Raw genomic sequence first — 25,715 nt, forward strand, 5'->3', positions numbered from 1 at the left:
CCTAGCCCCCGTCCAGCTGCAAGCGGCCATAGAGGAGGTAGAGATGGATGGCGGGGAGGACGGTCGGGGGTGGGGGACGCACCCCCTGGTACGAGGGTCTTGCCGCGGTCTCGGAGGGTCTGGCAGGAGTCTGGGCCAGGGAGGAGGTCCCGCTTCCTTGCCGCTCTTCCTTCAGGACCAGGGCCGGCCCCTTGGCTGCAAGCCCGGCTTCTCCCTTTCCCTTCCCCTGGGAAAGAGGCAAGGCCAGGCCTTGAAGGAGGAGGGCCAGGACCACCAGGGGGATCCCAGGCCACTTCCTACCCACCAGTTCCCCCCACTTCACCTTGCGCCCTATGCGGGCACCTCCACCATCTGGAAGGCTTCGATGATGTCCCCTTCCTGGAAGTCGTCAAACCCCTCGAGGCCAATCCCGCACTCGTAGCCCTGGGCTACCTCCCGCACGTCCTCCTTGAAGCGTTTGAGGCTGGCCATCCTTCCCTTCCAGATCTCCTCGCCCTTGCGCAGCACCCGTACCTCGGCACTCCGGACCATCTTACCCTGGGTAACCATGCACCCAGCCACTTGCTTGCCGGTGGGCAGGCGGAAGACGGCCCGCACCTCGGCCCGGCCCAGGATCTCTTCCTTGTAGATGGGCTCCTTTTGCCCCTTGACCATGGACCGGACCTCGTCGATGAGGTCATAGATGATGCGGAAGGTTTTGAGGAGAACCCCCTTGCTTTCCGCCGCCTTCTTCACCGCACCGGAGGGGTTCACCCCGAAGGCCAGGATGGCGGCGTTGGCCGTCTGGGCCAGGAGGACATCGGACTCCGTGGGGGCCCCCACCTGGGCCAGGAGAACGTTGATCTTGACCTCCTCGGTGCTCTCCTTGGCCAGGATGTGCTGGATGGCCTCCAGGGAGCCCTGGGTATCCGCCCGAAGAATGAGGTTAACCTCCTTCTGCCCTTCCTCCTGCAGGGCCCGGAGCAGGTCGGCCATGGTCCTGGGGCGGCGCTCCTTCTCGGCTTCCTCGCGGGCCTTGCGCTCCTCTTTGCGCTCCTCGGTGATCTCCTTGGCGGCTTCGAGGTCCGGCACCCACTCCACCACATCCCCGGCGTGGGGAAGCTCCTGGAAGCCCAAAACCTGCACGGCGCTTCCCGGGCCCGTTTCCTTGCGCTGGTTACCATCGGCGTCCATCATGGCCCGAATGCGGCCGTACACCTCCCCGGCCACCACGTAGTCCCCCACCCGGAAAGTCCCCTCCTGGACCAGCATGTTGGCGATAATGCCCGCTTGCTTGTCCAGCTTGGACTCGAGGATAACCCCTTTGGGCTCAGCGTTCGGGTCGGCCCGGTAGTCCTCCAGCTCGGCGATGAGGAGGATCATCTCCAAAAGGTCCTGCACCCCTTGGCCCGTTTTGGCGCTGATGGGCACCACGATGGCATCCCCGCCGTACTCCTCGGGCACGAAGCCCCGCTCCATTAGCTGGCGCTTGACCCGGTCGGGGTCGGCCTGGGGCAGGTCCATTTTGTTCAGGGCGAAGACGATTTTGGCCCCGGCTGCCTTGGCGTGGGCGATGGCCTCATCCGTTTGGGGCATGATCCCGTCGTCGGCGGCGATGACGATGACGGCGATGTCCGCCACCTTGGCTCCCCGCTGCCTTATGGTGGTGAAGGCCTCGTGCCCCGGGGTGTCGATGAAGACCACCGTGCCCTGAGGGGTCTTCACCTCGAAGGCACCCACGTGCTGGGTAATGCCTCCCGCCTCCTTCTCGGCGATGCGACTTTTCCGCAGGTAGTCCAGGAGGGTGGTCTTCCCGTGGTCCACGTGGCCCATGATCACCACCACGGGAGGCCTTCGGGGCAGGGCTTTCCTGCGCTCCTCCTCCGCCAGCTTCTCCTGCAGGCCTCGTTGCTCTTTTACCAGCTCCCGCACCGCCTCCGCGTCCTCCTCGGAAAGGGTAGAGGCGTGGGACTTGTAGGCAACCCCCATCTGGTCCAGGAGCTCCAGGAGCTCCTCGTTGGTCATGCCCAGCTCTTTAGCCAGCTGGTAGATGCGTATTTTGGCCATCCGTACCTCCTAAAAGGGTGACAAGCGCTTCCGACAAGGCTCTGGCCCGGGCCCCGGCAAAGCGCCTCAGCTTCTTTTCCGTCCAGCACTCCGGGTTGTCGGGGCAGACATAAGCCCCCCTGCCCGGCAGTTTCCCCGTAGGGTCCAGGCGAAACCCCTCCGGCATGAGCAGGATCCGCAAAAGCTCCCCCTTGGGCCGCCTTTTGCGGCACGCCACGCACATGCGGATGGGGACATGCTTCGCCATTACTCGGAAAGATCCCGGAAGAGTTTCTCGAATTCCTCTTTCGCCCGGCTGGTGGTTTCCGCCTCTTCCTTGGCGGCCTTGCGAATGGCCTCGTCCAGGTCGGAGATCTCCGCCTCCTCAAAGTGGATCTCGTAACCCGTGAGCTTGGAGGCCAGGCGCACGTTCTGACCCCCGGTGCCGATGGCCAGGGAGTGTTGGTCCTTGGTGACCTTAACCCGGGCCTTCTTAGCCTCGGGGTCGATCTCTATGGAGCCCACCTGGGCGGGGGAGAGGGCGTTGCGGATGAACTCCTTGGGATCCTTGGCCCAGAGGATGATGTCCACCTTCTCCCGGCCCAGCTCGGCGGAAACCGCCTGGATGCGCTGGCCCTTATGGCCGATGCAGGCCCCGATGGGGTCCACATTGGGGTTGTGGGTCATCACCGCCACCTTGCTGCGGCGGCCGGGCTCGCGGGCGATGGCCTTGATCTCCACGATGCCCTCGGCGATCTCGGGGACCTCCTGCTTCAAGAGGTGCTCCAGAAGCTTCTCGTGGGCCCGGCTTACGATCAGGGAAGGGCCTTTGGCGGATCGGTCCACCTTTTTTAGGTACACCTTGAGGCGCTGCCCGGGGTAGTAGCGCTCCGTGGGGATCTGCTCGCTCTTGGGGAGGTAAGCCTCCCCCCGGCCCAGCTCCACGAAGACGTTGCCGCGGTTGTCCACCCGGGTCACCACCCCGGTGAGGACCTGGCCCTCCTTGTCCTTGTACTCGTTGTAGATGCGGTTGCGCTCGGACTCCTTGAGGCGCTGGGTGAGGATCTGGCGCAGGTCCTGGATGGCCATGCGGGAGAGGCCCTCGGGGTCGATGGGGAACTCCATCTCGTCGCCCACCTGGACCTCGGGGTCGTACTGGAGGGCCTCGGAGAGGGCGATTTCCTTGTCTGGATCCTCCACCTTCTCCACCACGCGGCGGACCTCCACCATCTCGATGCGCCCGGTCTGGGGGTCTATATAGACGTCCACCTCCGGACCCTTACCCGCATCGATTTCTTCCTTGCGGTACCCCTTTTGCCGCTTGATGTAGGCCTTGCGCAGGGCTTCCTTGAAGGCCTCGAGGACCTCCTCGGTGGTGACCCCCCGCTCCAAGGCCAGCTGCTGCATGGCGTCTATGAATTCCCGGTTCATCTCTCCTCCCTGAATCTCGGCTGTTACCTGGGCTCCTCGGGCCACTCGGCAAGGTTGGCGCGGAAGGTGCCGATCCTCAGGCGCTTTTCCTCCTGGCCCACCTGGAAGACCACCTCGTCCCCTTCCACCCGAAGGATGCGCCCGGTGAAGCCCTCGGGCCCCGGCACCTTGGCCTTTAGACCCTGGAAGCGCTCGAAGTGGCGGCGGGTAAAGAGGGGGCGCTTGGGGCCGGGAGATTCCACCAGAAGGCGGTAGCTTCCCGGAATGGGGTCCTCCTGGTCAAAGACGGCCTCTATGGCCCGGCTGGCCCGTTCCAGGTCAGCCACGCGGATGGGCCTTTCGTCCTTTCGCTCCAGGCGGACCAGGACCTCCCCGGGGGCTTCCTTCACCTCCAGGACCTCGAGGTCCAGAGGCTCCACCGCTTCCTCCACCAACCGCCAAAGGTCCACAGGCACCTCCCTACCTCCCTTCACAAAGGAAGGGTGGGCTTACACCCACCCCCCTCCCTTGGGAGCACTGGGCTCAGTTTACACCCAAAACCCCCTTGACTACAACCCCTTTAGCCTATTACACTCAAGGTTGCCGGTCCGAGTCCGGCCAGTCACATGGGGGTGAACGGTCTCGACGGGGGTCGCCGAGGGCAGGTGGCGCGCCGAGGTGCGGGTGGCCTCGTAAAAACCCGCAAAAGAATAAAGGCCAACAAGCCTGCTTACGCTCTCGCGGCTTAATGACCGCGACCTCGCCCGGTAGCCCTGCCGGGGGCTCACCGACGCGGGGACAAGAAACCCGGCTAGCCAAGGCTTAGGCCCCGTAAGCCAAGGCGAAGTTAAGCGGGGCTTGCTCCTGGCCGCCCGTCCGCGGGCCAAGCCAGGAGGACACCCAAAACGCGGACTACGCGCGTAGAGGCCTGCCGTAGGGACTTTCGGACGGGGGTTCGACTCCCCCCACCTCCACCATAGAAGCCTCCAGGGGCCCTCGAGGTGTTTCCCTACGGGAAAGCACCCAAAGGGCCCCTGTTTGGCTATTCAGGAAGGAGTGGTGCGTCCTGGCATCTGGCCTTGCTTTCTCTTGGTAAACTGAATGCGGTGCCCGTAGGCACCTCCTTCGGGGCGGGGTGGAAGTCCCCACCGGCGGTGAGAGCCCGCGAAGCCCCTTTGGGGCCCGACCCGGTGGAATTCCGGGGCCGACGGTGAAAGTCCGGATGGGAGAAGGAGGTCTTTTGCGAGAGCTGGACGAGAGGTTCCTTCGTAGGGCGTTGCAGTTGGCCGAGAGGGCTCGAGGCCACACCCACCCAAACCCCTTGGTGGGGGCAGTGTTGGTGCGGGATGGCCGCATCGTAGGGGAGGGGTACCATCCTAGGGCGGGGGAGCCCCATGCGGAGGTCTTTGCCTTAAGGGAGGCGGGTTCCCTGGCCCAGGGGGCCACCGCCTATGTCTCCTTGGAGCCCTGCAACCACCATGGCCGCACCCCCCCTTGTTCCCTGGCCCTTTTGCAGGCGGGGGTAGCCCGGGTGGTGGCGGCGGCCCGGGATACCAACCCGGCGGCCCGGGGGGGCTTGGAAAGGCTTCGGGAAGCCGGGGTAGAGGTCCAGGCCGGGCTTTTGGAGGCCGAGGCCCAGGAGCAGAACGAGGCCTTCTTTACCGTCCAGAAAAGGGGGCGGCCCTTCGTCCTCCTCAAGGCGGCCCTCACCCTGGACGGCAAGGTGGCGGCCTTGAGTGGGGATGCCCGCTACGTCTCCTCTGAGGAAAGCCGGCGCATCGCCCAGGCCTACCGCCAGTGGCTTCCCGTGGTGATGGTGGGGGTGGGGACGGTCCTCAAGGACGATCCCTGGCTCACCGTGCGGGAGCCGGACTTCAGGCCCTTCCCTCTCATGCTGGAGCCCCCGCCCCTCAGGGACCCGGTGAAGGTGGTCTTGGACACCGAGGGCCGCACTCCCCCCACCGCCCGTATCTTTCAGAAGGGACCCCGGGGGGAGCCTGCCCGCGTGTACGTGCTGGTGGGCAAGGGTGCGCCCAAGGATCGGCTTAGGGCCCTCGAGGAGGCGGGTGCCCGGGTGGTGGAGCTTCCCCGGGAAGGAGGGAGGGTGAGCCTCGAGGGGGCCTTGCACCTTCTCTTGGAGGAGGGACTGGACGGGATCCTTCTGGAGGGGGGTCCGAGGCTGGCTGGGGCCTTCTGGGAGAGGGGACTGGTGGACAAGCTGGCCCTCTTCGTGGCGCCCAAGGTGTTGGGGGAGGGGAGGGGGTTCTTGGAGGGGTTTGCCCTGGAGCGCATGGCCGAGGCCAAGAGGCTGAGGCTCGTCCGCAAGGAGTGGCTTGGGGAGGACCTTTGGCTGGAGGCGTACCCGGAGGGGTGATGTTCACGGGATTGGTGGAGGAAACCGGCGAGATCGTGGAGGTCCGGGAGGGGCCTTTCCTCAGGGTCAGGATCGCCGCCAAGGAAGTGCTTTCTGACCTTAGGGTAGGGGATTCGGTGGCGGTGGATGGGGTCTGCCTCACCGCAGTGGAGGTGGACGAGGGCGGTTTTTGGGTGGAGCTTGCCCGGGAAACCCTGCGCCGCACCGCCCCCACCTGGCGGGTGGGGCACCGGCCCAACCTGGAGAGGGCCCTTAAGGTGGGGGACCGGCTTGGGGGGCATTTCGTCACCGGGCATGTGGACGGGGTGGCGGAGGTGGTGGCCATCCGGGAGGCCCCGGGGGCCAAGGACTACTTCTTCCGACTCCCCCAAGACCTTGCCCGCTACATTGCCGAGAAGGGAAGCGTGGCCCTAAACGGCGTTTCCCTCACGGTGGCGGGCCTAAAGGGGCAGGACTTCTTCGTCACCCTCATCCCCCACACCCTTAAGGTCACCAACTTAGGAAGCCTAAAGGTGGGGGATGGGGTGAACCTGGAGGTGGACCTCATCGCCCGCTATCTGGAGCGGCTTGTGAAGGGGGAATGATGGAGGGTTTGGCCAGCGTCAGGGAACTCATGGAGGAACTCCGCCAAGGCCGCCCGGTGATCCTGGTGGACGACGAGGACCGGGAAAACGAGGGCGACCTCATCATGGCGGCAGAGCACGTGACCCCGGAGTGGGTGAACTTCATGCTCAGGGAGTGCCGGGGGCTCCTTTGCGCGGCCTTGACCGAGGAACGGGCCAGGGCCCTGGACCTGCCCCTTATGGTGGAGAAAAACCAGGATCCCCAGGGTACCCGCTTCACCGTGAGCGTGGATGCCCGGGGGACCACCACGGGGATCTCCGCTTTTGAGCGGGCGGCCACCATAAGGCTTCTGGCTGATCCCGAGGCCACCGCCCAGGATTTCCGGCGCCCTGGGCACATCTTCCCCCTGGTGGCCAGGCCGGGCGGGGTCCTGAGGCGGGCCGGGCACACGGAGGCCACCGTGGACCTTTTGCGCCTGGCGGGGCTTAGGCCGGTGGGGAGCCTCATCGAGATCCTCAAGGAGGATGGCACCATGGCCCGGCTTCCGGACCTTTTGGAGTTTGCCGGGCGCCACGGCCTTAAGGTGGGCACCATCGCCGACCTCATCCGCTACCGCCTGGAGAAGGGGGACCTCTACGTGAAACGGGAGGCAGAGGCCCTTTTGCCCACCCGGTTTGGCGAGTTCCGCATCGTGGGGTATCGGGATAGCCTCACCGGGGAGGAGCACGCCGCCTTGGTCATGGGAAGCTGGGACCCTGAGGAGCCCGTCCTGGTGCGCATGCACTCCGAGTGCCTCACCGGGGATGCCCTGCACTCCCTGAGGTGCGACTGCGGTTTCCAGCGGGATCTGGCTCTGGAGCGTATCTCTAAGGAGGGGAAGGGGGTTTTGGTCTACCTGAGGCAAGAGGGGCGGGGAATCGGCCTCATCAACAAGATCCGGGCCTACCACCTGCAGGACCAAGGCCTGGACACGGTGGAGGCCAACCTGGCCCTGGGGTTCCCGCCGGACCTGCGGGACTACGGGGTGGGGGCCCAGATCCTCTACGACCTTAGGGTGCGCAAGATGCGCCTCCTCACCAATAACCCCCGCAAGGTGAAGGCCCTGTCGGGTTTCGGCATCGAGATCGTGGAGCGCATTCCCCTGAGGGCCGGGGACAACCCCCACAACGAGCGTTACCTCCAGGCCAAAAAGGAGAAGCTGGGGCACTGGATGGACTGATGGGGTTCCCTGGATGGCCCAGGCCATCCCAAAGCCTCTAGCATGAGGCTATGCTCCGGCTTCTTAGGGTTGGGGTCCTCATCCTACTTTTCTTGGCCTTCCTGGATCCCAGGTGGCCCATGCCGGGGCGGGTGGTGTACCTTCTGGACTTTTCGCCCTCTGCCCGGGAAAGCGTCTTCGCCTTGGCGGATAGGCTTCCTAGGGATGGGATCTATGTGGCCTTTGCGGAGCGGGCGGCGAGGCTTCCTTCGCCCACCGCCCGCAGGCTGGACCTGGGGGAGAGGACAGACCTGAAGGCGGCCTTCCAGGAGGCAGAGGCCCTGAGGCCGAGCCGCGTGGTCCTGGTTTCCGACGGGCTTTTCGAACCCATTTCAGCCCCCTTTCCCCTGGATGCGGTTTACGTTCCCCCCAAGCCCCATGTGGCGGTGGAGCTGGTCCCCCCGCCTTACCCCCTGTACGGGGAAACGGTGGGGGTGGGAGTGGTCCTCGAGGCACCCCTCTCCGTGGAGGCACGCCTGAGGGTGGAGGGCCCCGCAGGGACCTGGGAACGAAGCCTTCGGGTGGAGGGGCGTAAGAGCCTGGCGTACACCTTCTCCCTTACGGAGAAGGCGGAGGTGTGGGCGGTGGTGGAGGGTTCCTGGGGCCGGAGCGAGGCCCAGGTGAGCCTCCAACCTGCCGACCGCGGCAGGGCCCTGGTGCTGGGGGACCCGGCCTTGGCCCGTTACCTGGAGGCCCAGGGCTTCCAGGTGGAGGAAGGCCCTTTCCGCCTGCCCCTCGAGGCCGACCTGGTGGCGGTGGGCCTCGGGGTCTTGGACCTTCCCGAGGGGGCCCCGGAGGCCCTGAGGAGCTACCTCCGCCAAGGCGGCGGCCTTCTTTTCACCGCCACCCCCAAGGGTCTTTTCTTCGGCGGCTGGGACCGGGCTTTGCCGGAAGACCTTCCCCTAAAGCCCCTGGGCCGCAAGGGGGCGGCCTTGGTTCTGGTGATGGACGTATCGGGAAGCATGGAGGGGGAGAAGCTTTCCCTGGCGGTGGCGGGGGCCTTGGAGCTGGTGCGGTCGGCGGCGGAGGAGGACTACCTGGGCGTGGTGCTCTTTTCCTCCACCCATCGGGTTCTTTTTCCACCCAGGCCCATGACGGAGCAGGGGAAGAAGGAGGCGGAAAGCCTCCTCTTGTCCGTGCGGGCGGGGGGCGGGACGGTCCTGGGCTCCGCCTTCCGGGAGGCGGTGCGGCTTTTGCAGGGGGTGCCGGTGGAGCGCAAGGGGATCCTGGTGCTCAGCGATGGCCTCATCTCCGACCCCCAAGACCCCATCCTGGCCCTGGCGGAGGCCTCGGGCCTCGAGGTGAGCGCCATGGCCCTGGGAGCCGACGCCGACCGGGCCTTTCTGAAGGTCCTCGCCGAAAGGGGTGGGGGCCGGTACTACCAAGCGGCCACCGCCCAGGAGCTTCCCCGGCTTTTCCTGAAGGAAGGGCAGGAGGTTTTCCAGGGGGAGGGCCTGGAGGGCCGTTTCCCCGTCAAGGCCAGGCTCCATCCCCTGGCCCAGGGGTTTTCCCCACCTCCCCTTTCCGTTCTCCTTCCGGCCCGGGCCGAGCCCTGGGCGGAGGTGGTTTTGGAAAGCGACGGCAGAGCGGTGCTGGCCCTGGGGGAGAGGGGAGAGGGGCGGGTGGCCGCCTTGGCCACGGATCTTTCCCGTTCCTGGCGGGGCTGGAAGGAGGCAGCTTCTTTTCTGGGCGGCCTTGCCCGCTACCTCATGGGGGGCAAGAAGGCCATGGCCCTGTACGCCTATCCCGAGGGGAAAGGGGTGCGGGTGGTGGTTCTGGGCCACCTGGAGCGCCCGCTTTTCCTAAGCGAGGGCCAGGAGATGCCCCTGGTGCCCACGGGGCCTGGGCGGTACGAAATCCAGGCCCCGGCGGCTCCCGGGGTGCTCCTGGACGGCTCGCGCCGCTTGCCCCTGGCCTTCCCCTTGCCCGGGGAGTGGACCCCCAGGGATGGGAAGCTGGTCCTCAAGACCCTGGCCGAGGCTTCCCATGGGCGGTTGCTGGCCCTGGAGGACCTGGGGCAACCTGGATCCTCCCCCCTGCCCCTGCGCCCCTATCTCCTGGCCTTGGCCCTGGCGCTTTTCCTCCTGGAGCGGCTCCTCGAGGCGCGCTCCTTTGCCAGGAAAGCCTGAGCCAGGGTCCAGAGGGCCGGTTCTGGGAGCCAGTGCATGGATCACACCGGGATGCCGAGTCTTTCTTTAATCTGGAATCCATGCACTGGGATGATTGGGAGAAGCTGATCCGCCGGGAGAGGGAGCAGAGGCGCCAGGAGGAAAAGCCCCTCCATGACCGTATCCACCAGCTGGAGGCGGACCTCTACTTTGCCAGGCAGGAGATCAGGCACCTGCAGCGGGAAAAGAAGGAGCTTTGGGAAAGGTCCCAGGCCGTGGCCCTGGGTACCGTCTTCCCGGGAAGGGAGCTGGAGGAGGTGAAGAAGATCCTGGAAGAAGCCTGGCTGGAGCTGGTTCTGGTGGCCTCCCCCAAAGCCGAGGGTCTTTCCCGCATTATCGGCCTTTTGGAGCGGTATCTCCTTGGCCGAAGCCCTCGATGATCTGCACCAGGACCGCCTCCCCCCGTACGGTCACCTCCCCGTTGGCGTAGAGTTCGGTTTCCACCACCACCTTCCTCCCCTTCACCTCCTTGGCCCGGCCCACCAGGACCAGCTCGGGCCCCAAAGGGGTGGGCTTCAGGTAGTCCACCTTGAGGCTGGCGGTGACGAAGCGGAGGGGGTGGGTTGCCAGATCCAGGCCCTCAGCATGGGCCTTGGCGGCGGCGGCGGTGGCGGTGGAGTGGCAGTCCACCAAGGAGGCGAGAAGCCCCCCGTAGACGAACCCGGGAATGGCAGTGTGATGGGGGCTAGGGGTGAAACGGGTTTCGCTCTGGCCCTCGTCCGCCTTCCAGTAGGTCTTGAGGTGGAGGCCCATGGGGTTTAAGTAGCCGCACCCGTAGCAGTGAGCCCACTCCGGGGGGTAGTAAAGCTGGATGGCCTTCATGCTAAGCCCTGGGCCTGCCAGCGCTCCGGCACCGCCCGTTTCAAGAAGTCCACGATCTCCTGGGTGCTGGTTCCGGGGCCAAAGACCGCTGCCACCCCGAGTTCTTGCAGCTTGGGCACGTCCTCGTCGGGGATGATGCCTCCGCCAAAAACAAGGATGTCCGAGGCTCCCTGTTCCGAAAGGAGCCTTTTCACCTCGCGGAAATAGTGCATGTGGGCCCCGGAGAGGATGGATAACCCTATGGCGTCCACGTCCTCCTGGATGGCCGCGGACACGATCATCTCCGGGGTCTGCCTGAGCCCCGTGTAGATCACCTCCATGCCGGCATCCCTTAAGGCCCGAGCCACCACCTTGGCCCCGCGGTCGTGGCCGTCCAGCCCGGGCTTGGCGATGAGCACCCGTATGCGCCTGTCCATATGCTAATCCTAAACGTAAGCTGGCTCCTGGTAGGTGCCGTAGACCTCCCGCAAGACGTCCATCATCTCCCCCAGGGTGCAGTAGGCCAGGGCGCACTCCACGAAGTGGGGCATGGTGTTCTGCCCTTCCACCGCAGCCCGCCTTAGGCCCGCAAGGGCCTCCTCCACCCGCTTGGGGTCCCGTTCCCGGCGCACCCGGGCCAGGCGCTCCGCCTGGACCCGCTCCACCTCGGGGTCCACCAGCTGGATGGGGACCTTCAGGGGGATCTCGTCGGTGAAGGCGTTGACCCCCACGATGATCCTCTCCTTACGCTCCACCTCCTGCTGGTAGCGGTAGCTGGCCTCGGCCAGCTCCCGCAGGAAGTAGCCTTCCTCGATGGCCCGCACCACGCCCCCCATGCGCCGGATCTCCTCGATGATGGCCATGGCCTGGCGCTCCATCTCGTCGGTGAGCCACTCCACGTAGTAGCTCCCCGCCAGGGGGTCGATGGTGTGGGTGACCCCGCTTTCGTAGGCGATGATCTGCTGGGTCCTGAGGGCGATGGTGGCGGATTCCTCCGTGGGCAGGGCCAGGGCTTCGTCGTAGGCGTCGGTGTGAAGGCTGTTGGTACCCCCCAAAACGGCAGCCAGGGCCTGGATGGCCACCCGGGCGATGTTGTTGAGGGGTTGCTGGGCGGTGAGGGAAACCCCGGCGGTCTGGGCATGGGTGCGGAGCATCCAGCTTTGGGGGTTCTTGGCCCCGTAGCGGTGGCGCATCTCCTTGGCCCAGATGCGCCGGGCGGCGCGGAACTTGGCGATCTCCTCAAAGAAGTCGTTGTGGACGTCGAAGAAGAAGCTGATCCTGGGGGCGAACTCGTCGATGTCCAGGCCCCGCTTCAGGGCGGCCTCCACGTACTCAAACCCGTCGGCCAGGGTCCAGGCCAGCTCCTGCACGGCGGTGGAACCCGCTTCCCGGATGTGGTAGCCGGAAACGGAGATGAAGTTCCACTTGGGGACGTTCTTGGGCCCCCACTCAAAGGTGTCGATGACCAGTTTCACGCTGGGTTCGGGGGGGAAGATGAACTCCTTCTGGGCGATGAACTCCTTAAGGATGTCGTTTTGGATGGTGCCCCCAAGCTTCTTCCAGTCGTACCCCTTCTTTTTGGCCACCGCCAGGTACATGGCCCAGATGGCGTTGGCGGGGCTGTTGATGGTCATGGAGGTGGTGACCTCCTCGAGGTTGATCCCCTCGAAGAGGATCTCCATGTCCGCCAGGCTGGAGACCGCCACCCCGCACTTGCCCACCTCCCCCTTGGAAAGGGGGTGATCGGAGTCGTAGCCCATGAGGGTGGGCAGGTCAAAGGCCACGCTGAGGCCTGTCTGGCCCGCCTTTAAGAGTTTCTTGAACCGCTCGTTGGTCTGCTCGGCGGTGCCGAAGCCGGCGAACATGCGCATGGTCCAGAGCTTGGACCGGTACATGGAGCCGTAGACCCCGCGGGTGTAGGGGTACTCCCCGGGGTAGCCCCGCTTTTCCTCGTACTCCGGGTCCAGGACCCCGATGTCCTCGTGGGTGTAGAGGGGTTCTGGGGCGATGTCCGAAAGGGTGCGGTGGGCCACAGGCCTCTCGGGCATCTTCTCCAAGCTCTTCTGGTAGGTTTCCCTGAGCCAGTCGTGCTTCTTGCGCATGGGTCCTCCCTTGGGCCATATTCTACGCTTTTATACGCTCAGGGAAAAGAGCGTTAGAAGACTCCTTCGCCGGCGGAGAGAAGCCAGCCTGTCGGCAGCACCTTTCTGAAGCTACCTTCTCGAGTGGCCAGGGGGCAGCCCTATCCTTTAGCGCTTCCGCTCGCTTTCCGGCTCCACGTGGATGGTGACGGCAAGCCCGGGGAAACTTTCCTCCAAAGCCCTTTCCAGCTCGTCGCAGAGCCGGTGGGCTTCCTCCACGGTCATGGACCCCGGCACCACCAGGTGGAACTCCAAAAAGGCCCGGTTTCCCGCCTTGCGGGTTTTGAGGTCGTGGACCTCGAGGGCCCTTCCCCCCAAGGCCTCGGCGATGGTTTTTCGGATCCGGCTCACCTCCGCCGGGGAGAGCCCCTCATCCATAAGCCCTCCCACGGACTGGCGCACCAGGCGGAAGCCCATGAGGAGGATGTTCCCCGCCACCAAAAGGGCCAGCAAGGGATCCAGCACCCATAACCCCGTGGCCCACGCAAGGCTTACCCCGGCGAGAACCCCCACGGAGGTGAGCACGTCGGAAAGCACGTGGTAGCCGTCGGCGGTGAGGGCGGGGGAGCGCAGGCGCCTCCCCTGGCGGAGGAGGTGCCAGGCGAGAAGGCCGTTGATCAGGGAGGCCAAGAGGCTGACCAGGAGGCCCGGTCCCAGGTCCCCTAGGGGCCTGGGATGAAGGAGGCGGGGGATGGATTCCTTGGCGGTGAGAAAGGCGGCCAGCACCACCAGGACTCCCTCCAGCACCGCGGAGAAGTATTCGGCCTTGCTGTGGCCGAAGGGGTGGGTTTCGTCGGGAGGACGCTGGGCGAAGCGGATGGCGAAGAGGGCCAAAAGCGTCGCGGCCACGTTCACCGTGGACTCGAGGGCATCGGAGAGAAGGGCCACCGAGCCGGTGAGGAGGTAGGCCAAGCTCTTGAGCCCCAGGACCCACAGGGCCACCAGGAGGCTGAGGCGGGCAGCCCTTTCCGCCACCTAGGCTCCTTCCTCCACCAGCTCCCGCTTGGGCTTGAGCAAGGGGAAGAGGAGGACGTCCCTCAAGGAGGGCTGGTCGGTGAGGATCATGGCCAGGCGGTCCAAGCCGAGGCCAAGCCCCGCCGCCGGGGGCATGCCGTACTCCAGGGCCAACAGGAAGTCCTCGTCGGGCTCGGGGGCCTCCTCGTCCCCTTCCCGTCTGCGCCTGGCCTGCTCCAAAAAGCGTTCCCTCTGGTCCAGGGGGTCGTTGAGCTCGGAGTAGGCGGGGGCGAGCTCCATCCCGCCCGCATAGAGGTCCCAGCGCTCCGTGAGCCCGGGCTTTTCCCGATGCCGCTTGGCTAAGGGGCTGATGGCCAGGGGGAAGTCGAAGACGAAGGTGGGGTTCTGGAGTTCGGGCTCCACGTAGATGCCAAAAAGCTTGTCCAGAAGCTTGTAACTGGGAACCTGGGCGAGCTCGGGGTGGTGGGCGTCGGCAAAGATCCTAAGCCTTTCCAGGTCCAAGGGGTCAAAGGGCAGGCCGGCCTTTTCCTTCAAGGCCTCCACGAAGGAGATGCGTCTAAAGGGCGGGGTAAAGTCCAGCACCCGCCCCTGGTAGGGGACCTGGTAGCTGCCGAAGAGGTGGAGGACCAGGCCGGAAAGGAGTTCCTCCACCAGCTTGGCCATGTCCTGGTAGTCGGCGTAGGCCCAGTAGGCCTCCAGCATGGTGAACTCGGGGTTGTGGTTGTGGTCGATGCCCTCGTTGCGGAAGTTCCGCCCGATCTCGAAGACCTTCTCAAACCCGCCCACGAGAAGGCGCTTCAGGTAAAGCTCCAGGGAGATCCTTAGGTAAAACTCGTGGTCCAGGGCGTTGTGATAGGTCTTGAAGGGCCTGGCCTCCGCCCCACCGGTGGTGGCCTGGAGGATGGGGGTTTCCACCTCCAAAAACCCCCGCTCCTCAAAGAAGCGACGGATGTAGCGCACCATGGCGGTGCGCCGCCGAAAGACCTCCCGCACCTCGGGGTTGACGATGAGGTCCAGGTAGCGCTTCCGGTAGCGCACCTCCTTGTCCTTGATCCCGTGCCACTTGTCGGGGAGGGGGTGGAGGCTTTTCACCAGGGGGGTCCAGGAGAGGACCTTCACCGTGACCTCCCCGGTCTTGGTGGTGAAGACCGTGCCCTTGACCCCTAGGATGTCCCCCACGTCCAGCTTCTTCAAAAGCTCGTAGCTTGGGGTGAGGTCCTTTTGAAAATAGAGCTGGATCTTGCCGCTTTCGTCCAGGAGGTGGGCAAAGGTGACCTTCCCCATGCGCCTCAAGGCCACGATGCGCCCGGCCAGGGCCACCTCTTCCTCCCACTCGCTTTCCGGGGGAGCCCCCTCCTTGGCGGATAGGATTTCCTTTGCGCTGTGGGTTTTGGGATACCGGTAGGGGTAGGGTTGAAAACCCGCCTCCACCAGGGCTTCCAGGTTGAGTAAGCGTTGCCGAGTCTGCTCGTTCATGTTTAGCCGCGCACCGAGACCACCCGGAACTCCTTCTTGCCCTTGGGGGTATCCAGGCTGAGCACATCCCCCTCCCGGTGGCCCAGGAGGGCTTTGCCCATGGGGGAGGCATCGGAGATCTTCATGGGGGTTTCCAGGACGCTGGCCTCGGCGGGGGAGACCACCTGCACCTCCAGGCGCTCGCCGGTGACGGGGTCTTCCAGCTCCACCACCGAGCCCAGGCCGATGACCTCGGTGGTGGCCCCTTCTATGATCACCGCCCGGGAGAGGATGTCCTCGAGGCTGTCGATCCGGGCCTCGATGCGGGCCTTCTCCTGTTTGGCCGCCTCCAGCCCCGAATCGTCGTAGTCGTCGGAGGACTCCATGAGCTCCTGCAGGATGCGGGTGGCCTCTTGCAGGCGTTCCCTTTCCTGCAGAAGTTGCTGCATGAGCCGCTCGTAACCGGCTTTGGTTAGCTTTACCTCGCGCGCCATAGCTCACCTCGTAAGTCATGAAGGTCGGCCAAAGCCGACCTCCTTGGCCCAAGGGCCTCCTTCTCAGGTGAGTATACCGCGAAGGAGGATTTCCCTCAAACGCTCGGGCTCCGCATGGCTGGCGCAGGCTGCCGTGTCCAGGCAGAGGACCAGGTAGCGGAGGTGGGTTTCCCTTCCGCCCACCGGGTGGCGGAAGAAGCCCAAGGCGCTTCCCGAAAGATGGCGGTGGCAGGCCTCGCACACCTGAGGGCTTCCCAGGGTTCCGGGCAGGGGCTCCAGGGTCAGGCGGAGCTCCGGGGGCCCCTTTTCCTGGATGATCACCCGGCCTTCCTCGTCGCGATAATAAAGAATCTCCCCAATGGGGAGAAGCTCGGGGGGAGTGCCTGGAAAGATCTCCAGGATCATCTCCCTTTCCTCGTGGTCCATACGCTTAGCTTAGCCCAAACCGCCCGAGGAGGGGAGGCAAGAGGAGGTAAAGGCCCACCAGGAGGGCGAAGAAGCTCGCCAAAAGCACCGCCGCTGCCGCCGTGTCCTTGGCCCGCTTGACCAGGGGATGGAATACCGGGCTCACCAGGTCGGCCAGGGCCTCGAGGGCGGTGTTCATGAGTTCCAGGGAAAGCACCAGGGCGCTAACGAGCAACACCGGCACCGGATTGACCTCCAGCCAGAGGGCAAGCCCGAGGGCCAGAAGGGCCAAGTAGGCCTCGAGGCGGAAGTTCCGCTGCACCCGCCAGGCGTAGAGAACCCCCTCCCAGGCATAGCCCAGGGAGCGCCAAACGCCCTTTAGAGGGCGAGGATCCTCTCTTGGACGTGGCGGAAGCCCCCCCAATCCTCCTCCTTTTGGTGGTCGTGGCCGAGAAGATGCCATAGCCCGTGGGCCGCCAGGACCAGCACCTCTTCCTCCAAGGGGATTTTCCTTTCCTCGGCTTGCCTCCTTGCGGTGTCCAGGCTGATCCAGATATCGCCCAGGTGGGGGGGTACAAAGGGATCGCCGGGTTCGTAGTGGGGAAAGGAAAGGACATCCGTGGCCTCATCCTCCCCCCACCACTCCCGCTTTAGGACCCTGATCCTGCGGTCCCCGGTGAGGATGACCGTGACGGCCTTGTCCCCCACGCCCAGTTCCTCCATCAGGGCGGAAAGGGCCCGGCGGAGCCTGGGGATGAGGCCCCTTGGCGGACGCTTATTGGCTACGATCTCCACCACGCTCGGCTTCCTCGTAGGCCTTGATGATGCGGGCCACCAGGGGATGGCGCACCACGTCAGACTCCTTGAAGTACACGAAGGCGATGCCCTCAATGCCCTTGAGGATGCGGATGGCCTCCACCAGCCCCGACTTTTGGTGCTTGGGCAGGTCGATCTGGGTGATGTCCCCGGTGATGACCATCTTGGAGGAGAAGCCCATGCGGGTGAGGAACATCTTCATCTGCTCCGGGGTGGTGTTTTGGGCCTCGTCCAGGATGATGAAGGCATCGTTGAGGGTGCGGCCCCGCATGAAGGCCAGGGGGGCCACCTCGATGATCCCGGACTGCAGGTACTGCTCAAAGCGCTCGGCGTCGATCATGTCAAAGAGGGCATCGTAAAGGGGGCGGAGATAAGGGTCCACCTTGGCCTGGATGTCCCCTGGCAAAAACCCCAGCTTTTCCCCTGCTTCCACCGCCGGCCGGGTGAGGATGATGCGCTTAACCCTTTTGGCCCGGAGGTGGCTCACCGCCATGGCCACCGCCAAATAGGTCTTGCCGGTTCCCGCAGGACCCACCCCGAAGGTAATGTCATGGTGGGCGATGGCCTCCACGTACCGCCTTTGCCCTGGGGTTTTGGGCCTGAGACGGCCCGGTAGCGCAAGCTCGGTTTCTGGGGTGGTGGCCTGGTACAGGCCCTCGCCTTGCAGGGCCAGGGCCACGGATTGTTCCAGGGTGGGCTGGTCCAGCTCCGCTCCTTGCCTGAGGAGGGCCAAAAGGTCCCGCACGGCCCGCTCGGCCACCCCCACCGCTTCCGGGTCGCCCTCCAGCTCCACCTGGTTGCCCCGCATGATGAGCTTGAGCCGGTCGCCGAAGGCCTCCCGGAAAAGGGAACGGAGCTTCTTCAGGTTTCGGTCTGCCTGCCCTAAAAAGGCCAGGGTTTCCTCGGGTTTTAGGGGGATCACCAACCTTTGGGCTTCTTCAGGATTTCGTGCCATATCACCCCTTTTAGGATGCTTTCGCCGTCGGTGGTGAGCAGCCGTTTCCGCGGGCGCTTCCTTCGCTCTTCCTCCGGCGAGGATACCTCGCGGAACCGCACTTCCAGAGGTTGCCGTTCGGGGCTAGAGGGCCGTTCTAAACTCTCCGCCTCCGGTTTCTTGGGTGCGGGAAGGGACGGGGGCGGCGGGACCTTGGGCTTGGGCCGGGCCTTGGGCTTGGGGCGGGGTAGGGGTTCCGGTAGGGGCAGGTCCTCGGGAAACCCCGGGGGAATGGGGGGAGGCTGGCCCCGGCGGCTTAGGCCCTGCAGGGCCGGGATGACGATGAAGAAGAGCAGGAAAAGGAGACCCAGAAGGTCGTCTAGGCTCATTCCTCACCCTCGGGCTTGGCGGCCCGGCTGATGGACTCCCGCATGTCGGTGTCGGCCTCGATGTTTTTCAGGCGGTAGTAGTCCATGACCCCAAGCCTTCCCGTGCGCAAGGCCTCCGCCAGGGCCAGGGGCACCTGGGCCTGGGCCTCCACCAGCTTGGCCCGCATGGCCTCCACCAGGGCCCGGTTCTCCTGCTCGGCGGCCACCGCCATGGCCCGGCGCTCCTCCGCCTTGGCCTGGGCGATTTTCTTGTCGGCCTCCGCCTGGTCGATCTGAAGCTGGGCCCCGATGTTCTTGCCCACGTCCACGTCGGCGATGTCCACGGAGAGGATCTCAAAGGCGGTGCCGGCGTCCAGGCCCTTTTCCAGCACGGTTTTGCTGATGCGATCCGGGTTTTCCAGGACTTCCTTGTGGGAGTTGGCGCTGCCGATGGTGGTCACAATGCCTTCCCCCACCCGGGCGATGATGGTTTCCTCCCCGGCCCCGCCCACCAGGCGGTCGATGTTGGCCCTAACCGTTACCCGGGCCGTAGCCAGAAGCTGGATCCCATCCTTGGCCACCGCGGCCACCATGGGGGTCTGGATCACCTTGGGGTTCACGGAAACCCGCACCGCTTCCAGCACATCCCGCCCCGCCAGGTCGATGGCTGCGGCCCGGTCAAAGGTGAGCTTGATGCCTGCCTTGTCGGCGGCGATCAGGGCATCCACCACCCGGTCCACATTGCCCCCGGCCAGGTAGTGGGCCTCGAGGCGGTCCAGGCGGACATCCAGCCCCGCCTTGGTGGCCTTGATGAGGGGGTAGATGATCTTGGCCGGGGGAACCCGCCTCAGGCGCATGGCCACCAGGGTGATCAAGGGCACCCTGACCCCTGCGGCCCAGGCGGAGATCCAGAGGCCTACCGGGATGAAGCTGAAGAAAAGAAAAACGAGGATGAGAACAAAAAAGGCCAGAAAGAGCACGCCGAGTCCTTCCATATCATTCCTCCAAGGCTTCCACCACCACCGTGGGTCCCCTGACCTCCACCACCCTAAGGGTGGTGCCCTTGGGCAGGAAACCCCGGTTGGCCACCACATCGATGCGCTTGTTGCCGAAGCGGGCCACCCCGCCAGGCCTCAGGTCGGTGAGGGCCACGCCGATGGCGCCCACCTCCACCTCGTCCCCGGTGGCGTGTTCGGAAATGGTACTTTCCAGCACCAAAGCCCTTGCCGGACGGGTCCTGGGTAGGAAGCGAAAGACCACGAGAAGGCCAAGGCCCAAAGCGATCACCGCAATGGCGATGACCATGAGGGCGTTCTCCCCGAAGGTGAAGTACACAGAGGCCAATATGGATCCCACGCCCAAGGCCCCAGCGATGCCAAACCCGGGGAAGAGGAAGGCCTCGGCCAGGAGGAGGGCCACCCCCAGGAAGAAGAGAACCAGCTCGAAGGCCCCGGAAAGCCCGGCGAGCCACCCCCCGGCAAAGTAAAGGGCTAAAAACGCCAGGCCCAAGGTTCCCATGACCCCAAAGCCCGGGGTGAAGAGCTCGAGGAGGAGAAGAAGAAGCCCAAGGGCCAGGAGAAGCCCCGCCACGGTGGAGCTGGTGAGGAACCGGGCCACCTGCACCCTAGGGCCAGGCTCAAGCCTTTCCGTTTCCAGGCTGTACCCTGCCTGGCGCAGGGCCTCGGAGAGGCTTCCTGCCTTAAAGTCCGCCACCTTGAGCTCCACCGCCTTGTCGGCGGAGAGGGTGAGGGGCTCTCCTTTGGCGGAGAGGCCAGGGATCTCCACCTGGGGGTCCACCATGGCCTCCGCCAGCTCCACCGGCCTTCCCCGGGCCTCGGCCACCGCGCGGAACTTGCCCTTAAGGGCGGAGATGATCTTCTGGTCCGCCGCCTGGGGCTGCTGCAGGGGAAGAGCCACCACCGGCAGGGCTGCCCCGATCTCCGAGCCCGGCAGCATGGCGATCTGGCGGCAGGAAAGGGCGATCAGGGCCCCGGCGGAAAAGGCGTTCTGCACCACCGCCAGGGTGGGAAGGGGGGTTTGCAGGATCCGGTCGGAGATGCGGATGGCGGCGTCCACCCGGCCCCCTGGGGTGTCGATGAGGAGGACCACGCCACTCGCCCCTTCCCGTTCGGCGCGGGTCAGGGCCTGCTCCACAAAGACCGCCAAGGCGGGGTCAATCTCCCCCTGGATGGGGATGAGGTAGGTTTTCCCCAGGGCCAGGGAAAGAAGGAAGCAAAAAGCCAAGAGCCTTTTCACCGCCTTCATTCTATATGGCTTGGGCGGGAAAGTGTGGCGCGGTATCCTGAGAGCTGTGCTGCGCCTGGCGGTGTTGGGCAGTCCCATCGCCCACTCCCTGTCCCCGGCCATGCACCGGTACGCCTTGAGCTCCCTGGGCCTCGAGGGAAGCTACGAGGCCTTGGAAACCCCCCTCGAGGTCCTGAAGGACCACCTGGAGGAGGTGCGCCGGGAATACCGGGGCGTGAACCTGACCATCCCCCTTAAGGAGGCGGCCTTGCCCCTTTTGGATTGGGTTTCCCCGGAAGCCCAGGCCATTGGTGCGGTGAACACGGTGCTTTCCGTGGAGGGCAGGCTTCTCGGCTTCAACACCGATGCCCCTGGGTTTTTGCAGGCCCTGAAGGCCGGGGGGATCCCCCTCATGGGCCCTGCCTTGATCCTGGGGGCCGGGGGGGCGGGGCGGGCGGTGGCCTGGGCCTTGAGGGAGGCGGGCCTTACGGTCTGGATCTGGAACCGCACCTGGGAAAGGGCCTTGGCCCTGGCGGAGGAGTTTGGGCTGAAGGCGGTTCCCTTGGAACGAGCCCAGGAGGCCAGACTCCTGGTGAACGCCACCAGCGTGGGGCTTAAGGACCCAGGGGCTACTCCCTTGCCGGCTGAGTTTTTCCCCAAGGAGGGGGCTGTGGTGGACCTGGTCTACCGTCCCCTCTGGACCCGGTTGTTAAGGGAGGCCAGGGAAAGGGGCCTTCAGGTGCAGACTGGGCTTCCCATGCTGGCCTGGCAGGGAGCCTTGGCCTTCCGCATCTGGACCGGCCTTCTCCCGGACCCCAGGGGCATGGAGGAGGCGGCCCGCCAGGCCTTGGAGGGGGAGTGAATGGCCTACACTCTGGCGGCCCCGGTGGTTCACGAGGAGACCATTCAGAAAAGCCGCTTCATCGCCAAGGCGGCCCCGGTGGCCTCGGAGGAGGAAGCCTTGGCCTTTCTGGAAGCCCAGCGGGAACCCCAGGCCACCCACAACTGCTACGCCTACAAGCTGGGCAACCTCTACCGCTTCTTTGACGACGGCGAGCCCACGGGCACGGCGGGTAAGCCCATCCTCCACGCCATTGAGGCCCAAGGGCTGGATAGGGTGGTGGTTTTGGTGGTGCGCTATTTCGGTGGGATCAAGCTGGGGGCCGGGGGGCTTGTCCGGGCCTACGGGGGGGTGGCTGCGGAGGCCCTGAGGCAGGCTTCCAAGGTGCCCTTGAGGGAGTGGGAGGAGGTGCGGTTTGTGGTCCCTTTTCCCCAGATGGGCCGGGTGCACAGGCTTTTAGCCTCCCGCTCCTGGACGGCTTTGGAGGAGTACCTGGCGGAGGGGGTGCGGTTTCACCTCAAGCTTCCCGCAGAGGAAAGGGAGGCTTTTTGGCAGGAGCTCAGGGACCTCACCCGGGGACAGGTGCGCTGGGAAGGCTAGGGTAGCATAAGGGCGATGCTGCCCCTCTTTGAGCCCAAGGGCCGGGTGCTTCTGGTGGACGGCCACCACTTGGCCTACCGTACCTTTTTTGCCCTGAAGGGCCTCACCACCAGCCGCGGGGAGCCGGTCCAGGCGGTGTACGGGTTTGCCAAGAGCCTTTTGAAGGCGCTAAGGGAAGACGGGGATGTGGTGATCGTGGTGTTTGACGCCAAGGCCCCCTCCTTCCGCCACCAGACCTACGAGGCCTACAAGGCGGGGCGGGCCCCTACCCCGGAGGACTTTCCCCGGCAGCTTGCCCTTATCAAGGAGCTGGTGGACCTTTTGGGCCTGGAGCGCCTCGAGGTGCCGGGCTTTGAGGCGGATGACGTCCTGGCTACCCTGGCCAAAAAGGCGGAAAAGGAAGGCTACGAGGTGCGCATCCTCACCGCGGACCGGGACCTTTACCAGCTTCTTTCGGAGCGAATCTCCATTCTTCACCCGGAGGGTTACCTGATCACCCCGGAGTGGCTTTGGGAGAAGTATGGGCTTAAGCCTTCCCAGTGGGTGGACTACCGGGCCTTGGCCGGGGACCCTTCCGACAACATCCCCGGCGTGAAGGGCATCGGGGAGAAGACGGCGGCCAAGCTGATCCGGGAGTGGGGAAGCCTGGAAAACCTTCTTAAGCACCTGGAACAGGTGAAACCTGCCTCCGTGCGGGAGAAGATCCTTAGCCACATGGAGGACCTCAAGCTATCCCTGGAGCTATCCCGGGTGCGCACGGACTTGCCCCTTCAGGTGGACTTCGCCCGGCGCCGGGAGCCGGACCGGGAGGGGCTTAAGGCCTTTTTGGAGAGGCTGGAGTTCGGAAGCCTCCTCCACGAGTTCGGCCTGTTGGAAAGCCCGGTGGCGGCGGAGGAAGCTCCCTGGCCGCCCCCCGAGGGAGCCTTCGTGGGGTACGTTCTTTCCCGCCCCGAGCCCATGTGGGCGGAGCTTAACGCCTTGGCCGCCGCCTGGGAGGGAAGGGTTTACCGGGCGGAGGATCCCTTGGAGGCCTTGCGGGGGCTTGGGGAGGTGAGGGGGCTTTTGGCCAAGGACCTGGCGGTGCTGGCCCTGAGGGAAGGGATTGCCCTGGCACCGGGCGACGACCCCATGCTCCTCGCCTACCTCCTGGATCCTTCCAACGCCGCCCCCGAAGGGGTAGCCCGGCGCTACGGGGGGGAGTGGACCGAGGAGGCGGGGGAAAGGGCGTTGCTTTCCGAAAGGCTTTACGCCGCCCTCCTGGAGCGGCTTAAGGGGGAGGAGAGGCTTCTTTGGCTTTACGAGGAGGTGGAAAAGCCCCTTTCGCGGGTCCTGGCCCACATGGAGGCCACGGGGGTACGGTTGGATGTGGCCTACTTGAAGGCCCTTTCCCTGGAGGTGGAGGCGGAGCTCAGGCGCCTCGAGGAGGAGGTCCACCGCCTGGCCGGGCATCCTTTCAACCTGAACTCCCGGGACCAGCTGGAAAGGGTCCTCTTTGACGAGCTTGGGCTTCCCGCCATCGGCAAGACGAAGAAGACGGGCAAGCGCTCCACCAGCGCCGCCGTTTTGGAGGCCTTGCGGGAGGCTCATCCCATCGTGGACCGCATCCTTCAGTACCGGGAGCTTTCCAAGCTCAAGGGAACCTACATCGATCCCTTGCCTGCCCTGGTCCACCCCAAGACGAACCGCCTCCACACCCGTTTCAACCAGACGGCCACCGCCACGGGGAGGCTTAGCAGCTCGGATCCCAACCTGCAAAATATCCCCGTGCGCACCCCTTTGGGCCAGCGGATCCGCCGGGCCTTCGTGGCCGAGGAGGGGTGGAGGCTGGTGGTTTTGGACTACAGCCAGATTGAGCTCAGGGTCCTGGCGCACCTTTCCGGGGACGAGAACCTAATCCGGGTCTTCCAGGAGGGCCAGGACATCCACACCCAGACGGCCAGCTGGATGTTCGGCGTGCCCCCAGAGGCCGTGGATTCCCTGATGCGCCGGGCGGCCAAGACCATCAACTTCGGCGTCCTCTACGGCATGTCCGCCCACCGGCTTTCGGGAGAGCTGGCCATCCCCTACGAGGAGGCGGTGACCTTCATCGAGCGGTATTTCCAGAGCTACCCCAAGGTGCGGGCCTGGATTGAGAAAACCCTGGCGGAAGGACGGGAACGGGGCTATGTGGAAACCCTCTTTGGCCGCCGGCGCTACGTGCCCGACTTGGCTTCCCGGGTGAAGAGCATCCGGGAGGCAGCGGAGCGCATGGCCTTCAACATGCCGGTCCAGGGGACCGCCGCGGATTTGATGAAACTGGCCATGGTGAAGCTCTTTCCCAGGCTTCAGGAGCTGGGGGCCAGGATGCTTTTGCAGGTGCACGACGAACTGGTCCTCGAGGCTCCCAAGGAGCAAGCGGAGGAAGTCGCCCAGGAGGCCAAGCGGATCATGGAGGAGGTGTGGCCCCTGAAGGTGCCCTTGGAGGTGGAAGTGGGCATCGGGGAGGACTGGCTTTCCGCCAAGGCCTAGGGGTCGTGGGGTATAGTCGTTCCCATGAGGCGTTACTTCGGCACCGACGGGGTGCGGGGGGAGGCGGGCAAGCACCCCCTTACCCCCGGGTTTGTCCTTAAGCTTGGCCAGGCGGCGGGGGCCTATCTTCGCAAGGCGAGCCCCAGGCCTGTGGTCCTCCTGGCCAAGGATACCCGGGAATCCAGCGATCTTCTGGAGGCCGCCTTGGCGGCGGGGCTTATGAGCCAGGGGGTCAGGGTGGAGCACCTGGGGGTGCTCCCCACCCCGGGGGTGGCCTATCTCACGCGGCACCTTAAGGCCAGCGCCGGGGCCATGATCTCCGCCAGCCACAACCCTTACCAGGACAACGGTATCAAGTTTTTCGGGCCCGAGGGCGAGAAGCTTCCCGACCCCGCGGAGGAGGAGATCGAAGCCCTCCTGGAGGAGGAGCATCCCACGCGGGGCATCGGTACCGTGGGGGATTTTCGGGAGGCGGAGAGGATGTACCTGGACTTTCTTCTGGCCCATGCTCCCGACCTTTCGGGCCTAAGGATCGGCCTGGACCTAGCCCACGGGGCCACCTACCGCCTGGGACCCAGGCTCTTCCAGCGGGCAGGGGCCGAGGTGATGGCCTTCTTCAACACCCCGGATGGCCGGAACATCAACAAGGCCTGCGGTTCCACGCATCCCGAAGCCCTGGCCCGCTTTGTGGTGGAGCTGGATCTGGACCTGGGCATCGCCTTTGATGGGGATGGGGATAGGGTGCAGTTCATAGACCGAAAAGGACGGCTTTTTCACGGGGATCATATCCTCTACCTCACCGCCTTAGCCTTTCAGGAAAAGGGGGTGGTGGGAACGGTGATGAGCAACATGGGCCTGGAGGTGGCCCTGAAGGAGAAGGGGCTGGCCTTCCACCGGGCGGCGGTGGGGGACCGGTACGTTTTGGAGATGATGAAGGAAAAAGGGCTTTTCTTGGGCGGGGAACCCTCGGGGCATGTGATCTTCCTCAAGCACCACACCACGGGGGATGGCCTTCTCACCGCCCTCCTCACCCTCAAGGCCCTAAAGGCCCTGGGAGGGGATCTTGCGGATTGGTACGAGGCGTTGCCCATGTACCCCCAGGTGCTCTTGAACGTACGGGTTTCCGACAAGAACAGGATCATGGCCCACCCCCGGCTGATGGAGGCGGTGGAGGAGGCGGAAGGGAGGCTTGGGGGCCTTGGCCGGGTGAACGTGCGTCCCTCGGGGACCGAGCCGGTGGTGAGGGTTATGGTGGAGGCCAAGGAAGGGGCGGAGGAGGTGGCGAGGAAGCTTGCCGATTTGGTTTCCCGCCTGGACCGGGAGTAATCTGAGGG

General features: G+C 65.2%; 27 protein-coding genes, 1 other RNA gene and 1 riboswitch. Of the genes, 10 read left to right on the forward strand and 18 right to left on the reverse strand.

Annotation, left to right across the window (positions count from 1 at the left end):
- Position 1: 1 nt before the first annotated feature.
- The 5 genes from MI302_RS05320 to rimP are packed head-to-tail and all read right to left on the reverse strand — an operon-like array spanning position 2 to position 3,905.
- Positions 2 to 322, reverse strand: a complete 321-nt coding sequence (locus MI302_RS05320; protein WP_015716816.1) for a hypothetical protein — start codon at positions 320 to 322, stop codon at positions 2 to 4.
- Positions 323 to 330: 8 nt separating this feature from the next.
- Positions 331 to 2,046, reverse strand: coding sequence for a translation initiation factor IF-2 (gene infB, locus MI302_RS05325; protein ID WP_239726416.1), 1,716 nt, complete (start codon positions 2,044 to 2,046; stop codon positions 331 to 333).
- On the reverse strand, positions 2,015 to 2,293 hold the full coding sequence (locus tag MI302_RS05330; protein WP_015716818.1) for a YlxR family protein: 279 nt from the start codon (positions 2,291 to 2,293) through the stop codon (positions 2,015 to 2,017). Before MI302_RS05330 ends, infB begins: the two co-directional genes overlap by 32 nt.
- Positions 2,293 to 3,456 carry a transcription termination factor NusA gene (gene nusA, locus MI302_RS05335; protein WP_126170538.1) on the reverse strand — a complete coding sequence of 388 codons (1,164 nt, stop codon included), beginning with the start codon at positions 3,454 to 3,456 and terminating at the stop codon, positions 2,293 to 2,295. The genes MI302_RS05330 and nusA overlap by 1 nt, the downstream gene beginning before the upstream one ends.
- A 23-nt stretch (positions 3,457 to 3,479) precedes the next feature.
- A complete protein-coding gene (rimP, locus tag MI302_RS05340) occupies positions 3,480 to 3,905 on the reverse strand; it encodes a ribosome maturation factor RimP (protein WP_015716820.1) in 426 nt (141 codons plus the stop codon).
- A gap of 158 nt (positions 3,906 to 4,063) precedes the next feature.
- Between rimP and ssrA the strand changes: the two genes are divergently transcribed.
- The 6 genes from ssrA (at position 4,064) to MI302_RS05370 (ending at position 10,179) form a co-directional block, all read left to right on the forward strand.
- Positions 4,064 to 4,412, forward strand: a transfer-messenger RNA (tmRNA) gene (gene ssrA, locus MI302_RS05345).
- A 140-nt stretch (positions 4,413 to 4,552) separates the two neighbouring features.
- Positions 4,553 to 4,673: riboswitch (FMN riboswitch) on the forward strand.
- Between the two features lie 2 nt (positions 4,674 to 4,675).
- A complete protein-coding gene (gene ribD / locus MI302_RS05350) occupies positions 4,676 to 5,809 on the forward strand; it encodes a bifunctional diaminohydroxyphosphoribosylaminopyrimidine deaminase/5-amino-6-(5-phosphoribosylamino)uracil reductase RibD (RefSeq protein ID WP_084221132.1) in 1,134 nt (377 codons plus the stop codon).
- Entirely contained in the window at positions 5,809 to 6,393 is a 585-nt protein-coding gene (locus tag MI302_RS05355; RefSeq protein WP_015716822.1) for a riboflavin synthase, read from the forward strand. The genes ribD and MI302_RS05355 overlap by 1 nt, the downstream gene beginning before the upstream one ends.
- Positions 6,393 to 7,592 carry a bifunctional 3,4-dihydroxy-2-butanone-4-phosphate synthase/GTP cyclohydrolase II gene (locus tag MI302_RS05360; RefSeq protein WP_239726501.1) on the forward strand — a complete coding sequence of 400 codons (1,200 nt, stop codon included), beginning with the start codon at positions 6,393 to 6,395 and terminating at the stop codon, positions 7,590 to 7,592. The genes MI302_RS05355 and MI302_RS05360 overlap by 1 nt, the downstream gene beginning before the upstream one ends.
- A gap of 50 nt (positions 7,593 to 7,642) precedes the next feature.
- Positions 7,643 to 9,760: a vWA domain-containing protein gene (locus MI302_RS05365; RefSeq protein WP_019550106.1), complete on the forward strand. Its 2,118-nt coding sequence runs from the start codon at positions 7,643 to 7,645 to the stop codon at positions 9,758 to 9,760.
- Positions 9,761 to 9,840: 80 nt separating this feature from the next.
- Positions 9,841 to 10,179, forward strand: a complete 339-nt coding sequence (locus MI302_RS05370; protein ID WP_015716825.1) for a hypothetical protein — start codon at positions 9,841 to 9,843, stop codon at positions 10,177 to 10,179.
- Here MI302_RS05370 and MI302_RS05375 read toward each other — a convergent pair.
- The 13 genes from MI302_RS05375 to MI302_RS05435 form a co-directional block, all read right to left on the reverse strand.
- Complete coding sequence (locus MI302_RS05375) at positions 10,133 to 10,621, reverse strand: PaaI family thioesterase (protein ID WP_015716826.1); 489 nt, start codon at positions 10,619 to 10,621, stop codon at positions 10,133 to 10,135. The two genes, MI302_RS05370 and MI302_RS05375, sit on opposite strands and share 47 nt — an antisense overlap.
- Positions 10,618 to 11,037: a cobalamin B12-binding domain-containing protein gene (locus MI302_RS05380; protein ID WP_126170540.1), complete on the reverse strand. Its 420-nt coding sequence runs from the start codon at positions 11,035 to 11,037 to the stop codon at positions 10,618 to 10,620. Before MI302_RS05380 ends, MI302_RS05375 begins: the two co-directional genes overlap by 4 nt.
- Before the next feature lie 9 nt (positions 11,038 to 11,046).
- Complete coding sequence (locus tag MI302_RS05385) at positions 11,047 to 12,702, reverse strand: methylmalonyl-CoA mutase (RefSeq protein ID WP_239726417.1); 1,656 nt, start codon at positions 12,700 to 12,702, stop codon at positions 11,047 to 11,049.
- A 147-nt stretch (positions 12,703 to 12,849) separates the two neighbouring features.
- Positions 12,850 to 13,716 (reverse strand): cation diffusion facilitator family transporter, encoded by an 867-nt coding sequence (locus MI302_RS05390; RefSeq protein ID WP_239726418.1) that lies wholly within the window; start codon positions 13,714 to 13,716, stop codon positions 12,850 to 12,852.
- A complete protein-coding gene (lysS, locus tag MI302_RS05395) occupies positions 13,717 to 15,192 on the reverse strand; it encodes a lysine--tRNA ligase (protein ID WP_239726419.1) in 1,476 nt (491 codons plus the stop codon). It abuts the gene before it with no gap.
- Between the two features lie 2 nt (positions 15,193 to 15,194).
- A complete protein-coding gene (locus MI302_RS05400) occupies positions 15,195 to 15,665 on the reverse strand; it encodes a GreA/GreB family elongation factor (RefSeq protein WP_015716831.1) in 471 nt (156 codons plus the stop codon).
- A gap of 63 nt (positions 15,666 to 15,728) precedes the next feature.
- Positions 15,729 to 16,091: a hypothetical protein gene (locus MI302_RS05405; RefSeq protein WP_015716832.1), complete on the reverse strand. Its 363-nt coding sequence runs from the start codon at positions 16,089 to 16,091 to the stop codon at positions 15,729 to 15,731.
- Between the two features lie 4 nt (positions 16,092 to 16,095).
- Positions 16,096 to 16,494 (reverse strand): diacylglycerol kinase family protein, encoded by a 399-nt coding sequence (locus MI302_RS05410; RefSeq protein ID WP_038030087.1) that lies wholly within the window; start codon positions 16,492 to 16,494, stop codon positions 16,096 to 16,098.
- Entirely contained in the window at positions 16,449 to 16,868 is a 420-nt protein-coding gene (gene ybeY, locus MI302_RS05415; RefSeq protein WP_126187132.1) for an rRNA maturation RNase YbeY, read from the reverse strand. The genes MI302_RS05410 and ybeY overlap by 46 nt, the downstream gene beginning before the upstream one ends.
- A complete protein-coding gene (locus MI302_RS05420; protein WP_015716835.1) occupies positions 16,846 to 17,841 on the reverse strand; it encodes a PhoH family protein in 996 nt (331 codons plus the stop codon). The genes ybeY and MI302_RS05420 overlap by 23 nt, the downstream gene beginning before the upstream one ends.
- The gene (locus tag MI302_RS05425; RefSeq protein WP_239726420.1) at positions 17,805 to 18,209 is read right to left on the reverse strand and encodes a hypothetical protein; all 405 of its coding nucleotides are present in this window, start codon (positions 18,207 to 18,209) and stop codon (positions 17,805 to 17,807) included. Before MI302_RS05425 ends, MI302_RS05420 begins: the two co-directional genes overlap by 37 nt.
- Entirely contained in the window at positions 18,206 to 19,183 is a 978-nt protein-coding gene (floA, locus tag MI302_RS05430; RefSeq protein WP_026328903.1) for a flotillin-like protein FloA, read from the reverse strand. Before floA ends, MI302_RS05425 begins: the two co-directional genes overlap by 4 nt.
- A 1-nt stretch (position 19,184) precedes the next feature.
- A complete protein-coding gene (locus tag MI302_RS05435) occupies positions 19,185 to 20,453 on the reverse strand; it encodes a nodulation protein NfeD (protein ID WP_126217026.1) in 1,269 nt (422 codons plus the stop codon).
- A gap of 46 nt (positions 20,454 to 20,499) precedes the next feature.
- Between MI302_RS05435 and aroE the strand changes: the two genes are divergently transcribed.
- Genes aroE through glmM form a run of 4 tightly spaced genes read left to right on the forward strand, consistent with a single transcriptional unit; the run spans position 20,500 to position 25,707 of the window.
- Positions 20,500 to 21,294 carry a shikimate dehydrogenase gene (aroE, locus tag MI302_RS05440; RefSeq protein ID WP_126209546.1) on the forward strand — a complete coding sequence of 265 codons (795 nt, stop codon included), beginning with the start codon at positions 20,500 to 20,502 and terminating at the stop codon, positions 21,292 to 21,294.
- The gene (locus MI302_RS05445) at positions 21,295 to 21,873 is read left to right on the forward strand and encodes a YigZ family protein (RefSeq protein WP_239726421.1); all 579 of its coding nucleotides are present in this window, start codon (positions 21,295 to 21,297) and stop codon (positions 21,871 to 21,873) included.
- A 6-nt stretch (positions 21,874 to 21,879) separates the two neighbouring features.
- A complete protein-coding gene (polA, locus tag MI302_RS05450) occupies positions 21,880 to 24,381 on the forward strand; it encodes a DNA polymerase I (protein WP_239726502.1) in 2,502 nt (833 codons plus the stop codon).
- Positions 24,382 to 24,405: 24 nt separating this feature from the next.
- On the forward strand, positions 24,406 to 25,707 hold the full coding sequence (gene glmM, locus MI302_RS05455) for a phosphoglucosamine mutase (RefSeq protein WP_015716842.1): 1,302 nt from the start codon (positions 24,406 to 24,408) through the stop codon (positions 25,705 to 25,707).
- Positions 25,708 to 25,715: the final 8 nt, after the last annotated feature.

Source organism: Thermus sp. NEB1569 (assembly GCF_022385295.1).
In the GTDB taxonomy this organism is placed as follows: Bacteria; Deinococcota; Deinococci; order Deinococcales; family Thermaceae; genus Thermus; species Thermus scotoductus.